Source organism: Polymorphospora sp. NPDC050346 (assembly GCF_040655695.1).
GTDB classification, from domain to species: Bacteria; Actinomycetota; Actinomycetes; order Mycobacteriales; family Micromonosporaceae; genus Polymorphospora; species Polymorphospora lycopeni.
Genome location: NZ_JBFAKM010000001.1, coordinates 335,323 through 349,548 on the forward strand (window position 1 = coordinate 335,323; position 14,226 = coordinate 349,548).

At 73.8% G+C, this 14,226-nt stretch carries 8 protein-coding genes; all 8 read right to left on the reverse strand.

What is annotated here, in order from left to right; genetic code table 11:
* Nucleotides 1–6: 6 nt before the first annotated feature.
* On the reverse strand, nt 7–1,497 hold the full coding sequence (locus AB0I42_RS01330) for an MFS transporter (protein ID WP_357533053.1): 1,491 nt from the start codon (nt 1,495–1,497) through the stop codon (nt 7–9).
* On the reverse strand, nt 1,494–2,402 hold the full coding sequence (locus tag AB0I42_RS01335) for an SDR family oxidoreductase (protein ID WP_357533055.1): 909 nt from the start codon (nt 2,400–2,402) through the stop codon (nt 1,494–1,496). Before AB0I42_RS01335 ends, AB0I42_RS01330 begins: the two co-directional genes overlap by 4 nt.
* Before the next feature lie 324 nt (nt 2,403–2,726).
* Entirely contained in the window at nt 2,727–3,140 is a 414-nt protein-coding gene (locus AB0I42_RS01340) for an acyl-CoA thioesterase (RefSeq protein ID WP_357533057.1), read from the reverse strand.
* Nucleotides 3,141–3,146: 6 nt separating this feature from the next.
* Nucleotides 3,147–8,756, reverse strand: a complete 5,610-nt coding sequence (locus AB0I42_RS01345) for an SDR family NAD(P)-dependent oxidoreductase (protein ID WP_357533058.1) — start codon at nt 8,754–8,756, stop codon at nt 3,147–3,149.
* Nucleotides 8,753–9,886: an enediyne biosynthesis protein UnbU gene (locus AB0I42_RS01350; RefSeq protein ID WP_357533060.1), complete on the reverse strand. Its 1,134-nt coding sequence runs from the start codon at nt 9,884–9,886 to the stop codon at nt 8,753–8,755. Before AB0I42_RS01350 ends, AB0I42_RS01345 begins: the two co-directional genes overlap by 4 nt.
* A complete protein-coding gene (locus AB0I42_RS01355; protein WP_357533062.1) occupies nt 9,883–11,775 on the reverse strand; it encodes a VCBS repeat-containing protein in 1,893 nt (630 codons plus the stop codon). Before AB0I42_RS01355 ends, AB0I42_RS01350 begins: the two co-directional genes overlap by 4 nt.
* 33 nt (nt 11,776–11,808) lie before the next feature.
* Nucleotides 11,809–12,681, reverse strand: coding sequence for a DUF1702 family protein (locus tag AB0I42_RS01360; RefSeq protein ID WP_357533064.1), 873 nt, complete (start codon nt 12,679–12,681; stop codon nt 11,809–11,811).
* 213 nt (nt 12,682–12,894) lie between these two features.
* Complete coding sequence (locus tag AB0I42_RS01365) at nt 12,895–14,217, reverse strand: aminotransferase class V-fold PLP-dependent enzyme (RefSeq protein WP_357533066.1); 1,323 nt, start codon at nt 14,215–14,217, stop codon at nt 12,895–12,897.
* Between the last annotated feature and the right edge of the window lie 9 nt (nt 14,218–14,226).

The window sequence follows — 14,226 nt, forward strand, 5'->3', positions numbered from 1 at the left end:
GTGCCGTCAGTCGGCCGGGCCGGCCGGGGCCGGGGCCGGGCTGACCGGTGCCGGCGCTGCCGGCTGGCGGGGCAGGGCCAGCACGCAGATCGCCACGAGGGCGGGCAGCACCAGCGCGGACAGGAAGCCGGTCCGGTAGCCGGCCATGGCCGCCTCCGCCGACTCCGGCCCGCCGTTGGCCACGATCACCCGTACGACGATCAGGTTGAGGACGGCCAGCACGACGACGCCACCCATCTGCTGCGCCGTGGAGAGCAGCCCGGAGGCGAGGCCCTGCTGCTCGTTGGCGACCCCGGTGGTCGCGACGAACATCGCCGGCGCGAAGCCGAGGCCGCCGCCGATGCCGAAGACGACCAGGCCGGGTACGACGTTCAGCAGGAAGCTGCCGTCGGCGGGGGCGCTGGCCAGCAGGATCATGCCGAGCGCGTTCAGTGCCGCGGACACCAGCAGGACGGCCTTCACCCCGAACTTCGCGACGGCGGCGCCCGACTTCAGCGCCACGATCGTGATGACCGCCGAGACGGGCGCGAACGACAGGCCGGCCACCAGCGCCGACGCGCCGAGCACCTGTTGCATGACCAGGGCGGCGAAGAACACGGTGCCCATGGTGGCGCCGGCCGAGGCGAAGCAGATGACGTTGCCGAGGCTGACGTGCCGGTTGCTGAAGAGGCCGAGCGGGACGATCGGGTTCGCCACCCGCCGTTCCACGAGCAGGAAGGCGACCAGCACTGCGAGCCCGGCGAGCGCGCTCACCGCGACGAACGGGCCGAAGCCGTTGGCGGCCTGTCCGGCCGCGGCGACGAGCAGCACCATGCCGCCGGTGAGCAGGCCGGCGCCGGTCAGGTCGGTGCGGCCCTGGGACTGGCCGGGGCGGTCGGCGGCGACCTGGCGCAGCACGGCGAAGACCACCAGCGCGGCGAACGGCAGGTTGATCAGGAAGATCAGCCGCCACGAGGCCAGGTCGGTGAGGACACCGCCGAGCAGCTGCCCGACGACGCCACCGCCGGCGGAGACGGCGCCCCACATGCCCAGCGCCTTGGCCCGGCCGGCGCCCTCGCCGAAGCTCGTCATCACCAGCGACAGCGCGGCGGGCGAGATCATCGCCGCGCCGATGCCCTGCAGCGCCCGGGAGACGAAGAGCGTCCAGCCGTTGACGGCGATGCCGCAGCCGAGCGAGCCGAGGGCGAACACCGCTAGGCCGATCAGCACCATCCGCCGGGCACCGAGGAGGTCGGCGAGCCGCCCGGCGACGACCAGGAAGCCGCCGAAGGTCAGCGAGTAGGCGGTGCCGATCCACATCAGGTCGCCGGGGGCGATGCCGAGGTCGCCCTGGACGGTGGGCATCGCCACCGCGACCACGGCGACGTCGAGGATGAGCATGAACTGGGCCAGGCAGAGCACCCAGAGCAGCAGCCCGCCGCCGCCGCCAGAATCGGTGTCGGTTGCCCCGGACGGTGCGGTGCCACCCGTGGGGGGTTTGGTGACCTCTGCGCTCATCGGTAGTCCTCCGGATCGACGTCCTTGCGACCGTTCTCGAAGACGTCGACGCGGTACTTCCCCCAGTCGGGGCGGGACCCGTCGACGTCGGTGAACCCGTATTCGTTGGCGAGCTGCCACGAGGACAGCACCTGCCCGTTCCACCGGGCGACCTTCTCGTCGCCGGCCAGTGCGGCCACCGCCCGGCCGACGTAGTGCGGGGTCTCGGAGATGGCGAAGTGGGGGTCCTTCCTCGCCGCGTCCCGCCAGTTGCCCTCGGCGACGCCGAAACCCTCGAGCATCGCCTCGGAGCGCAGGAAGCCGGGCGTCAGCGAGACCGCGGTGACCCCGTGCTTGCCGAGGTCCTCGCCCAGTACCTTGCCGAGACGGCGGACGCTGGCCTTGACCACGTCGTAGAACAGCGAGCCGTAGTAGTCCTCACGGTCGCCGTCGGTGATCTCGACGAGGAGTCCGCCCCGGTCGATGAGCAGCGGGACGAGGCGGTGCAGCGACACCAGGTGGCTCTGCACGCCGTTGCGCCAGGCGGTCAGCAACCGGTCGAGGTCGTGCTCCCAGAACGGCTTGCCCCACTCGACCAGCGGGTCGCCGCCCCAGACGTCGTTGACCAGGATGTCGAGCCGCCCGTCCACCTCGGACCGGATCCGGTCGCGCAGCGCGTCGACCTCCGCCGGTTCGCAGAAGTCGACGCGGACCGGGATGCCGCGCCCGCCGGCCCGGTCGACCAGTTCGGCGGTCTCCTCGATCGTCTCCGGCCGGTTCATCGCCGACGGCGCCTGCCGGGTCGACCGCCCGGCGACGAACACCGTCGCACCGGCCGCCCCCAACTCCACCGCGATGCCCCGGCCGGCGCCCCTCGTCGCACCCGCGACGACGGCGACCCTGCCCGCCAGCGTCCTGTCCACCAACGACCTGCCCTCCAACGATCGGCACGCCCCCGGCCGGTCGCGCGGGCGAATCACGTGCCGTCCGGCCACCGACCGTCCACCGTGCCCGGTCCGGCCGCGCCCCGTGACGCACCCACGCGGATCGGCCGGACGTGCGCCCGGCGACTTTCTGATCTGCTCCTCAAAGGGGTAGTTAGTCAATCACAGAAATGATTCAGGTAGAACCATGACGTGACGGTCGCCGGACCGATCCAACCGTTGCCGGCAGCGCGACCGCAGCTTGCCGGGCGAACCGGGACCCCCGCGTACGCCGGGACCGGCAGCTACAGGTTTTCGCGGTGAAGATCATGACGGGAACGCCGCCGCCGCCCGGACCAGTTCGTCCGGCACCGGGACCGGCACCGGATGCGGCTCGGCCCGGCGCAGGCAACCGACGGTCTGCCGGCCGACGGCCACCGTCTCGTCACCGCGGCGAAACCTGAAGTCCATCGCGATCCGGTTGCCGCCGGTGTCGCGCAGGGTCATCTGCACCTCCACCAGGTCGAGCCCGAAGCACTCGGCGTAGTAGTCCATCCCGCAGGAGATGGTGACCAGGGCGAGTTCCCCGGACTTCAGCGCGGCCATCACCCCGGGGGCGTGGTCGACCAGGAAGCGTTCCCGGCAGTGCCCCTGCCAGTGCAGGTAGTGGGCGAAGTAGACGTTGCCCACCAGGTTCGTCTCGTCGAGGGTCACCAGGTGCCGGTAGACGTACACGGACATGTCATGTCACCTTCCCTCCACGGCCACCGCGACGGCCGCGATCGCCGGCCGGTCGGCGCCGACCAGCGACATCCGCGCGGTCAGCACCTGCGTGCCGTTCGCCCGCAGTACGACGGTGCCGGGGTCGACCACGATGTCGACGCGCAGCGGCTGGTCGTGCGTACCGCCGGTGAGCTGGCGCAGGGCGGCCCAGGCGGAGGTGACCCGGCCGAGCGCCTGCGCGAAGGGTTCGTCGGCCTTGTCCGCGACATCCCGGGCGAGCTGGTGCTGCCACCCCTCCCCCTCGCCGGCCGGGGCGTCGCCGGTGGCCGGTACCTCGTCGGTGGCCCACCGCCATTCCAGGCCGACCGGTCCGCCGGCGACCGCGCCGAGCACCCCCGGGACGTCGGCGTCGGACGGTGCCGAGGACAGGTCGACGGTGTCCGCGACCCCGCACTCGATGAGCCGGCGGGCCAGGTACGGGCCGACCGCCGCCACCGGCAGCGGACCGGGCCGGGGCCGGCCCACCGCGCGCAGCCGCAGCCCCTCCCAGGCGGCGACCGCCCGGCCGGCGGCGTCCCGGGCCTCGACGTCGTAGACGTAGTCGTCGGCGGTGTGCCGGCGCTCGACGGCGGTCACCAGGACCGGGCCGTCCGGGCGGTGCCACACGGTGAACCGGTCCACCCCCACCGGCAGCGCCCGCCGGTGCGGTACGCAGGCGAGCAGTACGTGGATGCTGGCGTCGTGCAGGCCGGGGTCGCCGAGCAGCAACTCGTCGCCGTGGAACGCGGAGAACCAGCGGCCCGCCTGGTCGGCGCCCACCCAGGCCCGTACCTCGAACGCGGACAGCCGGTCGTAGCCGACCAGGCGGCGGAACCGTCCGCTGTGGAACAGCAGGTCGCCGTAGAAGGGGTGCGGCGCCGCACCGGCCGGTGCCGGCCCGACCTCGGCGTCGGGCGGCGCGGCCGGCGGCAGCGGGTCGACGGTTCCCCGGAAGCGGTCGGCGGCGAAGCCGTCGCTGTCGTCGCGCAGTGTCACGGTGACGGCGTCGGGGTTCGTCGCCGCGCCGACGGCCGAGCAGCGCAGTGCCCGCTCCGCCCGCTCCGGCACGGTGATCGGGGCGGCGAACTCCGCGTCGCACACCGACCAGACCGGCCGCGGCCCCCGCAGCGACCGGGCGCTCTGCGCCATCGCCTCGAGGCCGAGTACGGCCGGGAAGACCGCCGTACCGTCCAGCCGGTGGTCGTCGAGGTAGGGGTCGGCGCCGAGCGAGAGCGAGTTCTCCAGCACCACCTCCACCCCGGGCAGCAGGTCGCGGCGGCTCTCGGCGAACCGGAGCGCGGGCACCTCGACGGTCGCGGTGGCGAACGTCGGCATCGCCGGGAAGCGGCTGGTGACCGTCACCGTGACCGGGGCGCCGGGATCGCCGACCAGGTCGAGCAGGACGGCGCAGCCGTCGGCCGGGAGGATGGGCGCCACGCCCCGCCGGGCGAGGCTGTCGACGGCGCCCAGCCGGACCCCCATGCCGAGGTCCGACCAGACCGACCACTCCAGCACCAGGGCACGGCGGTCCGGGTGCGCGGCTGCCCACCGCTCGACGAGCAGCCGCATCCAGTCGTTGGCGACGCAGTACTCCGGCTGCCCGGTCAGCCCGCACCGGCCGATGATCGAGCCGAAGCCGACGACCAGCCGCAGGTCGGGGCCGGCGGCGTCGAGCAGGTGCCGCAGGCCGTCGACCTTGGGGCGCAGCACCCGGTGCAGCGACGCCGCGTCCACGGCCGACATCGGGCGGGGCTCGTTGATCCCGGCGCCGTGCACGATGCCGGCGACGACCCCGTCGGCCGCCGCCGCGGCCAGCGTCCGCCGTACCTGGTCGGGGTCGGTGACGTCGCAACTGGCGTACGTCGCCGGGGCGCGGCGGCGCAGGCGGTCCAGGCCGGCCACGACGGCCGGGGCGTCGGCGGCGGTGCGGCCGAGCACGAGCAGCCGGCAGCCGCTGCGTTCGGCCAGCACCGACGCGGCCTCGGCGGTGATGCCGTCGACCCCGCCGGTGACCACCAGCACGTCGCCGGGGCGCAGCGGCGCGTCGCCGCCCTCGCCGGTGGCCCGGACCGAGGTCTCGACCCGGTGCCGGCTCCCGTCGGGCCCGATCCGCAGTTCCTGGTAGCCGTCGGCGACCAGGGCGGGCAGGTCGTCGGGCCGGGCGTCGGCCGGCAGCTCGACCACGGTGGCGTGGCATCCGTACTCGGCGACCGCGCTGCGGGCGACGGCCGCGGCGGCGGGATGGCCGTGGTGCGTCACGAGCAGCCGTTCCGGCCGCTCCCGGCCGATCCGGGCCAGTAGTTCGGCGACCGGCCCGGCCAGGTGGTCGCTCGGCACGCCGGGATCGACCTCGGGCAGCGCCACGGCCAGCCCGGTCGCCGGTACGTCGTCCGGCGCGGCCAGCCGCTCGGCCAGCCAGTGCCCGTCCGGTGCGACGACCCGCCAGGCGACCGCGGGCGCGGGCCGGTCCGGCGTCCGGTGTTCGACGAGGCGGTGGGCGAAGACCCGGGGGCCGGGCGGCGGCTCCGGCGGGGCGTCGGGCGCCGCCACGGATGCGGCCGGCCGGTCGGCGCTGGCGAGCACCTCCGCCGCCTGCGCGACGGTGGCGCCGGCCAGCAGCACCGGGGTGAGCTTCACGTCGCGGCCGAGCATCCGGGCCACCTCGCTCACCGTGTGCACCACCTGCAGTGAGCTGAGGTGCAGGTCGCCGAGGAGGTCGGCGGTCGGCCGGATGGCGGCGACCGGCAGCTCCAGCGTCCGGGCGAGGTGTTCGCGCAGGACGGTCAGCGGCTCGCCGTCGGTGGTGACCGGTGCGGCGGCCTCGGCGACGGGCGCGGCGGCCGGCACGGGCGCGACGGCGCGGGCCGGTGGGCGTACGTCGGCGACCTCGTCGACCGGCAGCGTCTCGCACGGGTTGGTGAGCAGTTCGACGGGCTGCCCGGCGGCCATCAGCCGGTAGCCCCGGCCGGCGAAGTACGGGCCGAGGTCGGCGGCGCCGGCGGCGGCGAGTACGGCGGTCGCCATGGCGTGCTGGCGCTGCCCGCCGCCGCAGTCGAGGCTGACGGCCGGCAGCGGCACCCCGCAGTCGGGGGCCAGCCGGGTCAGGATGGTGCCCGGTCCGGTCTCGACGAGCAGGTCGCACCGGCCGGCCAGGTCCCGCACCGCGGCCAGGAAGTCGACCGGTCGGGTCAGCTGCTCCACCAGGAGGGCGGCGAGGTCGGTGGCCGGGGTGAGCGGGGCGCCGGTGGTGGTGGACACCACCGTCGCGCGTGGCTCGCCGAAGGTGAAGCCGCTGAGCGCGAACCGCAGCGGGTCGGCGACCGGTTCCATGGCCGGGCTGTGGAAGCCGTGCGAGACGGCGAGTTCGACGCCGCTGACGCCCGCGGCGGCGGCCCGCCGCAGCACCTCGCGCACCCGCGGGACCGGGCCGGCGACCGTCGTCTGGTGGGCGCCGTTGCGGCCGGAGACGACCACGCCGGTGCCGTCGAGCAGGGCGGCGACCCGGTCGGCGTCGGTGGCCAGGTTGGCCATGCCGGTGCCGGGCCGGCCGTAGTCGGCCATCAGCCGCCCGCGTACGGCGGCGAGGCGCAGCCCGTCGACCGGGTCGAGGGCACCGGCGTGGACCAGTGCGGTGATCTCGCCGAGGCTGTGCCCGACGGCGGCGACCGGCCGGCAGCCGAGCGCGTGCAGCCAGGCCAGGCCGGCGAGGCTCTGCCGGACGATCGCCGGCTGGGCCACCTGGGTCGCGGCGTCGCCGTCGCGCAGCTCGACGCCGTCGGGGACCACCGGCACGCCGGGTCGGTCCAGCCAGTACGGCAGCCGGGCGCGGACCGGCGCGGCCTGGCCGGGGAACAGCAGGCCGACCCGGGCCGGCGCGCCGACGCCGACCGCGCACCCGGCCCGCTCGTCGATGCCGACCGCGACGGGTTCGGCCAGGAGTTCCCGGGCCCGGCGGGCGGCGGCGGCGAGCTGGTCGGGCCGGGCGGCGACCAGTGCCGCGCGGGCCGGGCCGTGGTCGCCGGTGTGGTGGCAGGTGGCGGCCAGGTCGTGCAGTTCGGCGACGCTGAGCCGGTCGGCCTGGGCGGCCAGCAGGTCGAGCCGGTCGGCGAGGTCGGCCCGGTCGCGGCCGTGCAGCAGCACGATGTCGTACTCCGGCACCGGGGCCGCCCAGCGGGCGACGGCGGGTGCCGGCAGCGGGACGCCGCTGCCGGCTCCGCGCAGGACCAGATGGGTGTTGATCCCGCCGAAGCCCATGGACGAGACGCCGGCGACCGGCTCCGGGTCGGTCCACGGTTGCGGCTCGGCGAGGATCCGGACCGGTACGCCGGGTCCGCGCAGCAGTTCGTGCGGCTCCTCGCAGCCGGTGGTGGGCGGCAGGATCCGGTGGTACGTCGCCAGTGCCGCCTTGATCAGTCCGGCCACGCCGGCGGCGGCCTTGGTGTGGCCGATGTTGGCCTTGATGCTGCCGAAGGCGGCCGGGGTGCCGGCGCGGTCCAGCACCTGGCGCAGCACCCGCATCTCGACCTGGTCGCCGACGGCGGTGCCGGTCCCGTGCCCCTCGATCAGGCCGACCGCGGCCGGGTCGACGCCGGCCATCCGGTAGGCGCGGGCCAGCGCCCGGGTCTGGCCGCTCACCTCGGGCCGGGTGAGGCCGCCGGAGCCGTCGGAGGAGGTGCCCCAGCCGACGATCGTGGCGTACGTGCGCAGGCCGAGCCGGTCGGCGTGCGAGGCCCGCATCAGCGCGACCATCCCGCAGCCCTCGCCGGGCAGGAATCCGGTCGGGTTGGCGTCGTAGACCCGCATCTCGTCGACGGCGAGCGCGCCGACCCGGGCGAAGCCGACGAGTTCGAGCGGGTCGAGGCTGAGGTCGACGCCGCCGGCGATGGCCAGGTCGAGTTCCTGGTCGCGCAGGGCCCGGCAGGCGGTCATGACCGCGAGCAGGCTCGACGAGCAGGCGCCGTCGACGGTGTAGCCGGTGCCGTGGAAGTCGAAGTGGTTGCAGATCCGGCCGGCGATGGTGTTGGACAGGGCTCCGGCCAGGGTCTCGTCGTTGGGCGCGGCGAAGGCGTCGCCGACGAGTTGTTCGAGTTCGCCGAGGGTGGCGGTGACCCGGTCGGGTTCGATCCCGCTGCGGCGCATGGCCAGGGCGCTGGCGTCGCGCAGGAACGGCAGCCGGGCGCGTACCGTGGCGGCCCGGCTGAACTCGCCGGTCAGCGAGTTGCCGAGCACGACCCCGACCAGGTCGCGGTCGACCCCGGCCCGGTCGAGGTCGGGTCCGGACAGGCCGGCGTCGGCGAGCACCTCGGCGGCGGTCTGGAGGGCCAGCCAGTGGCTGAGGTCCGCCGACCGGTACAGCGGTCCGGGAATCCCGAACCGCTGCCGGTCGAACGACCAGTCCCGCAGGAGACCGGCGTGGGTCACGTACGTCGTGTCCGCCTCGTCCGGGGTGCCCCGGTAGCCGGCACCGAGCCGCTGTTCCGGCAGTCGCCGGAAGGCTCGGCGCCGGCCGAGGACGGTCTGCCACAGCTGTCCGGCGTCGGTGGCGTCGGGGTAGTGGCAGGCCATCCCCACGATGGCGATCGGTTCGGTACTCATTTCGGCGGTCCGGCCACTGTCTTCGCGGGCTCGGCAACCGGGGCGGCGGGGGTGGTGCCGGCCGTGGCGGTGGCGGTTCCGGCCGTGGCGGTGGCGGTTCCGGCCGTGGCGGTGGCGGTTCCGGCCGTGGCGGTGGCGGTTCCGGCCGTGGCGGCCTCGGCCGCCCGCCGGTTGGACTCCCGACGGGCCGGGCTGAACAGGAGGATCAGGCCGCGCAGGATGCAGGTGATGACGAGGGCGAAGAAGAGTCCGAAGGAGACCTCGGCCAGGACCAGGATCGAGTAGATCGCGGCGGCGGTCAGCCCGAAGATCACCTGGCCGCGCCGGGATCTGGGTGTGGTGCCCGGGTCGGTGATCATGTAGTTGGTGAACAGGATGAACGCGAAGCCGGTCATCGGCAGCAGCGCGCCGACCAGCGAGTGGTCGAGAAACAGCCAGCGCAGGAACGCCTGGGCCGCGAAGCCGAGGACCCAGGCCATGATCAGCGGGATCTTCTTGGTCAGCCCGGCGTTGAGCATCGTCCCGGCGCCGAGCACCGCGAGCGGGAGCAGCCAGTCCAGCGTGTCGGAGATGTTGTTGGTGAAGTGGTACGGCGGCGCGATCCCGACCCACGGGAAGACCACCAGGGTCAGCGCGATACCGGCGTTGGACGGGTTGAGCATGTGCCGCAGCCGGCCGTTCTCGCGCAGCCGGATGACGTACTTGCTGGCGTTGGCGGCGGTGACCGCGAACAGGTAGGGCCAGATCGACTCGTTGCCCCACAGCAGCATGGCGCAGGCCAGCCCGGCGATGTGCGCCGGGAGCAGGAACGTCACCAGGTTGCCGGTGCCGCCGACGAACTCCGGCACCCGGCCCCGCGCCCTGCTGTCGACCCATTCCATCAGCAGGGCGGTCGCGTAGCTGCCCAGCAGGGCGAGGATCGGGGTGATCGGCGACTGCTCGAAGCCGAGGAAGAGGTGCCCGACGATGTTGAACACGGTGATGGAGAGCGCGAACCGTTGCAGCGCCTTGACCCGGGGCGGGGTCGGCGGCTTGGCCGCCGCGACGGCGGGTTCGGTGGTGGTGCCGCCACCGACCGGCTCCGGCCTGTCGGCCGGCGTACTGGTGGGGGGTGCGGCCGTCGTCGTCATCGCAGTTCCGCCGTTCCGTTCGGGGTGAGCAGAATCGTGTGCCGGCCGGCGGTCAGCTGGACGTCGGCCCGGTGCACCGTGGTGCCGGCCCGCCAGGTGATGGTCGCCCGGGTCGCGCCGGCCGACGGCAGGGCCATGGAGACCTCGGCGGCGGAGACGCCGGCGTGCCCGTTGGCCGGGAAGAACTGGGTCCGGCGGACGCCCTCCGGGTCGTGCACCTCGATCTTGGCGCCGATCGCCGGGCGGGTGCCGGCACCGGCCGGCATCTCCAGCCGCAGGAACGCGCCCGGCCCGGCCGGCCCCTCGTTGATCAGGACCCGGGAGTCCTCCCACTGGTTGGCCACCAGCATGTCGAGCTTGCCGTCGCCGTTGACGTCGCCGAACGCGAATCCCCGGGACACGTCCTGCGCGCCGAGGCCCACGTCCTTGGCCAGGTCGGTGTAGCGGCCGTCGGATCCGCGTACCCAGAAGGGGTTGTGCTGGTGCCCGGACAGGTCGTCGCCGGGGCCGAACACCGGCCACGACACCGGGAACCGGGTCAGGCCGTCGTTGCCCATCGCCAGCTCCTGAAGCAGCGGCCAGCGGTTGACCTCGCCCTTGATGAAGCCGGTCGCCTGGACCAGTTCGTCGACACCGTCGTTGTCGAAGTCACCGGACTTGACGTCCCAGCCCCAGCCGGACCGGGACAGGCCGAGCCGTTCGCTGTCGTTGCGGAACGGCACCTTGCCGCGCAGCAGGTCCTCGCCCTTGCCGTCGGGCACGAAGGCGAAGTTGCTCTCGTGCAGCCCGAACGGGGTGGTGATGTTGCTGACGACCATCATCGGCAGTTCGCTGCCGCGGTCGTAGGTGTAGGTGATGCCCATGCCCTTGAACGAGTCCCGGCCGAGCACCAGCGACTTCGGCGTGACCATGTCCCGGTCGCCGGTCACGGCCTCGAACCGCGCCTTGCCGGGCGTGGAGTGGTTGACCAGCAGGTGGTCGGGGCCGAAGTCGTTGGCGAGGTAGACCTCCGGCAGGTGGTCGCCGGTGAGGTCCTGGAAGCCGATCGCCAGGGTCCACGAGGTGCCGGCCCGTTCCGGGATCGCGGTGGAGGCGTCGGTCAGCACGGGCAGGGTGTCCGGCTGGCCGGTCGGCCGGGCCAGGTAGAGCCGGTTCATGCCGGCGTTGGCGGCCAGCGCCATCGAGTCCTGCATCGCGATGCGGGCCTCGTTGGTGATGGCGGGGTCGAGGACCTTGCCCTCGTCCGGGAAGTAGTTGGCCACCATCACGTCGAGGTGGCCGTCCCCGTCGACGTCGGCGACGTTGAGGCCGGTGGAGTTCCAGACCTGCATCGGTACGACCATCTCGACGGCCCGGAAGGTGGCCGCGGTCGGGGTCGTGGCGGGGCCGGCCGTGTTGACGAACAGCACCGGCGTGCGGCCCCAGTAGTAGACGATGATGTCCTGGTCGCCGTCCTCGTCGAGGTCCGCCGGCACGCAGCCCATCGGCGCCATCGTGGCGTCGTACGGCAGCCCGGTCGGGAGCAGCTCGACCGGGGCGTACGCCGGCCCGCCCGCGCCGGGCACCGGCCGCACCGTCACCGAGTCGTCGCGGGGGTCGACCAGACACGCGTCGGTGGCCCGGCCCTGCCCGGTCAGGTCGGCCAGGCCGACGGCCGCGCCGACGGCGGAGATCCACGAGCGCAGCCCCCACAGCGCCGGGGCGACCGGCCGCATGTACCGCGCGTCGGGTGGGGTGGAGTTGAGGTTCTGTACGGCGAACCCGAAGCGCTCCGCGGTCCGGGCGCGTTCGGCGTCACCGAGCGCTGGTCGGCTGACCAGCAACCCGAGCGCGACGCACAGCACCACCCCCAACACCGGGGCAAGCGCAAGCCGTAGGGCTTTCGGCATGTCTGTCTACCTCCTCGAGGGCAGCGCCGGATGTCAAGAGCGCGAGTCGCAGCGGCGGCGTAGCCTGGCCCGCCATTCCATGTACGCGGGCAGTTCCGTCGACGTCAGCAGGTCTTCGGCGTCGGTGTCGGTCCAGCCGGCGGCGGTCTCCGCCGAGGCGCCGACCAGGCGCTGGCAGGCCAGCGTGGTGTGCGCGGGCACGATGCCGGCGCGGACCCGGGCGCCGGCGGCGAAGGTGACGCCCTGGCGCAGGTGCGCGGCGTGTACGCCGGCGTGGACCGGCAGCCGGTCCATCTCCTCTTCGCTGACCCCGCCGGCATAGCCGCAGGCCAGCCCGACGCCGCTCCACAGTGGAGCCCGGGCGGCGAACGGCTGCCGTTCGATCGCGGCGGCGATGCCGTCGACGTCGGCGGACTCGAGGAACCACAGCGCCCGCCCGCAGCCGGCGACGACGGCCTCCCAGCGTTCGCCGGTGTGGCGCGCGCAGCGCCGGGTCAGCGCCGCCGGCCCGCCGAAGAACGTCTCGGCGAAGCCGGCGCCGTCGAGCGCCAGCCAGCGCAGCAGCGGGGTCACCGGCAGCCTGGGCAGCGGCAGCCGCATCGGCGCGAAGGTCCAGCCGGCACCGACGTGGATCAGGTGGGCGTAGCCGTCGCCGGGGCCGGCGAGCAGCCGGCTCAGGGCCTGCCGGCGGGCCGGTACGACGTCGAGCATGGAGGCGAACATCGCGGCGCCCTCGTACGCGAACCCGCGTTCCTCGGCGGTGACCGCCGCGAGCGGGCCGTGCAGATCACCGCGGTTGCGGGCGGCGAGGTTGAAGCCGGTGAGGAAGCTGCGGGCGTGCCGTTCGAGCAGCGCGCGGGCTTCCGGGCGGGTGCACCGGAAGCCGCGGTGCGCGAAGTCGGCCATCCGCATCGGCAATGGCCAGGACTGCACGGGAAACGCGCCGAGATCATTTGACGCAGGCTTGTTGGCTTTCTGCAACACGTGGTCCTCCAGTGTGAGCCAACCACTGCCAATTGATTATCATCGAATATTGGCAGCAGTCAAGTTTCATTGACAGCTTCTGTCAACTCGGTCCGCACACCGCTCCACAACTCGGCCGTGAGCAGGCATTACAGGTCAGCTCACCCGGCTGGCCAGGGCCGCCATCGCGGACACCGCCGTATCAATTTCGTCGTAAGTGTTGTAAAGGTGCGGCGAGACGCGTATTGCGAATCGCATACCTGAATTGTTCGGCGTAACGAAACCGGTCACCGAGGTCGCGATCCGGTATTCGTCGCGCAGCCGGCCGGCGAACTCGCCGTACCGCGCCATTTCCGCGGGACCGTCAGCGGCCTCGGGAAACGGTGTGAAGGCGATCATCCCGCAGCGCAGCCGGGCGTCCTCGACCGAGTTGTAGAGCGCCGCCGTACCGAAGTGCTCGGCGACACCGGACAGCAGCCGGTCGCCGAGCGCGCGGACGTACCGGCCGATCTCGGCCCGCCCGATCCGGTCCCAGAGCTGGCACGACAACCGCAGGGCGGCCGCCCGCGACAGGTCGACGGTGTCGGCGCGCTGCATCAGGTCGGCCAGGTCGTACGCGGGCTCGGTCGTGGTGGTGCGCGGCGGCAGGCCACCCTGTGCCGGGTACGCCAGCGACGGCGCCGGCCAGAAGGCCGGCAGCGGAAGCGGGTTGTGCCGGGGCAGCACCCGGTTGCGGGCGTAGACGAAGGCGGTGCCCTGCGGGCCGCACTGGAACTTCGCCCCCGACCCGGTCAGGAAGTCCACCCCGAGCGCGTGCAGGTCGAGTTCGAGCTGCCCGGCCAGTTGCGCACCGTCGACCACCGACACCAGGCCGTGCCGGTGGGCGAGTTCGGCCAGCAGCCGGCTGGGGAAGACGGTCCCGGTGGTCAGGCTCACCGCCGGCCACTGGAGGACCCGGGTACGTGGCCCGATGGCGGCCGCGAAGGCGGCGACGATGTCCTCGGCCCGCTGCTCCGGCCCGACCCGCAGGGCGGCCCGGCGGATCACCACGCCACGCCGGTTGACGAGTGCGTTGAGCGGGGTACGGATGGTGAAGCACTCGTGGTCGGTGCTGACTATCTCGTCGCCCTCGGCCAGCTCCAGTCCGTTGAGGACCCTCGTGTTGGCGTCGATGGCGCTGCCGGCGACACAGATCTCGTCCGGCGCGCAGCCGTACCCGCCGGCCAGGACGGTCCGCACGTCGACCAGGGCGCTGTCGTCGTACGGGTCGCGCGGGACGCGGGCGAGTTCCCGGTCGGCGACCCCCAGCCGGTCCAGGGCCGCCCGGGGCGGTGAGCCCACGGTGGCCGTGTCGAGGTGGACGGTCGACGGGTCGAGCAGGAACAGCTCGCGAATCCGGCGCCAGACCGTGGGGTCGTCCAGCGATCCGCCGGTCCCCTCCGGCACCCGGTGCTCCGTACCGGCCGTGTCTGTGGTCACCTCGACGTC